This is a genomic window from Pseudomonas sp. MF6776, assembly GCF_016613125.1.
Taxonomy (GTDB): domain Bacteria; phylum Pseudomonadota; class Gammaproteobacteria; order Pseudomonadales; family Pseudomonadaceae; genus Aquipseudomonas; species Aquipseudomonas iridis.
In genome coordinates this window covers 1-1,815 of sequence record NZ_JAENSQ010000089.1, presented here as the reverse complement: position 1 = coordinate 1,815, position 1,815 = coordinate 1, and the positions used below count along the sequence as shown (strand labels likewise).

Below are 1,815 nucleotides of genomic sequence, written 5' to 3'. Positions count from 1 at the left end.
CTTAAACAACTGAACTGGGCTAGCGAAGGAGTGGGGGCAACAGCAGCTGCGCTGGTAGACTTATCCACAGTTGCTGGTAACAAAATCAGCAATCCGCCCTGGGTCAAATTTCAATCGGCAGGGTGGGGATGCGGACAAAAACTTGGACTGGTTATGCCGCGAGGCCGAGGCTCTCACGATACTCAATGGGACTGAGAGCGCCGAGGGAAATCTTGATACGTTTCTCGTTGTACCAGCGAATGTATGAGTCCAGGGCCTGAATGAATTGCTCGATGCTCGTTGACTGCCAGTTGCGAGGATAGAACAGCTCCGTTTTCAGCCGGCCGAAGAAGCCTTCACACGCCGCGTTATCAGGTGAGCAGCCCTTGCGCGACATCGAACGAATCAGCTTCGCATCAGCGATGCGCGATAGCCAGCCGGGCCAGCGGTAGTGCGCGCCACGATCGGAGTGAACAACAGGCCGTTTATCGTTGCAGGCCACCGTTTCGACGGCCGCATCCAGCATTGTGTTCACAAGCTCGGCGTCGGGACGCGTGCCGATCGACCAACTGATGACCTTCCCATCGAAGCAGTCGATGATGGGGGACAGGTACACCTTGCCGGCCGGGATCTGGAACTCCGAGATGTCAGTCAGCCATTTCTCATTCGGAGCAACAGCTGTGAAGTCCCGGTTGACGAGATTTTCCGGCGCGGGACTGATCTCCCCGAGGTAGGAACCGTATCGACGCCGTTTTGGCTTGGCGACGATCAGGCACTCCTGCTTCATCAAGCGCTGCACCACCTTCTCTGACAAACGCACGCGCTGCCGGCTCAGCGAAGCCCTCATCCGTCGGTAGCCATAGCAGCGATGATTGCGCTCGAAGATGTCTGCCATGGCACGACGCACTTCGGTGTATTTTTCCGCGACCTGCATTCGGGCTCGATGGTAGAAATAGGAACTTCGGGCCAAGCCCAGCGTTTCAAGCAGCTCTGACAAGGAGTATGTCTGCCTCAGGGCATCAGCCAGCAATGTCTTCTCCCGGTTGGTCAGGATTTGCCGGTCGATGCCCGTATCTTTTTTTATGAGTTCATTCGCCTTCATCAACAGGTCGTGTTCAAGCTGCAGACGGCGCACGTCGAGCCGAAGAGATTCAAGTTGCCGTTCCAACTCTTCTCGCTCCGGTGACGATGGGGGGTCTAGTCGGCGCTTCATGGATGCAGATACCTCTGGGCCGAGTAGCTGGTTTTTCCAGTTGTACAAGGTCGGCCTACATACGCCTAGTTTTTCAGCCAGGGCTTTCGCACTTTCTTTTCGCGTGCACAGCGCGATGACCGCTGCCTGCTTCATCGCTGGCGGGCGGGCCAACCCGTCAGATCGGCCAACGACACGCGTATGCAACTCGGGGTGCAATTCGTAAATCCAGGCACGCAACGAATCCCGTGCCGGGTAGCCCAACGCCGTGACGGTAGAGGCGATGCTGCGACCGTGTTCGAGATAGTACTCGACAGCCTTTTCCCTTTGGGCCAGTGAATACTTCGACTTCGACTTCGACTTCGACTTCGAGTTCGCGTAGCCACGCGGCAGGTCGAGGCATCGCTCATACTCTGCATGCCAGCTCTTCAAAGAGTTCTTCGTCGGGTAGCCCAGCTGACGAATCGTTACCCCAATGCGTTTCCCCACTTTTATGTAGAGCTCGACCGCTCGGATGCGGTCTTCGTATGAATACATGAACTACCTCCAGGTAGTCCAAGATTTCCGCCGCATCCCCGGTGGGTCAATTTTCCATCAGCGCCAACACACTAAGCAACCATCAGAAAATTTTGACTGTACGCCAA

At 56.1% G+C, this 1,815-nt stretch carries 1 protein-coding gene; it reads right to left on the bottom strand.

Annotated features, from left to right (window positions below):
- Positions 1-151 precede the first annotated feature (151 nt).
- Positions 152-1,708 carry an IS3 family transposase gene (locus tag JJD74_RS30535; protein ID WP_200618102.1) on the bottom strand — a complete coding sequence of 519 codons (1,557 nt, stop codon included), beginning with the start codon at positions 1,706-1,708 and terminating at the stop codon, positions 152-154.
- Positions 1,709-1,815 lie beyond the last annotated feature (107 nt).

Excerpts from the sequence above, each read along its gene's own strand:
- JJD74_RS30535 (WP_200618102.1), bottom strand. The coding sequence starts at position 1,708 with ATGTATTCATACGAAGACCGCATCCGAGCGGTCGAGCTCTACATAAAA.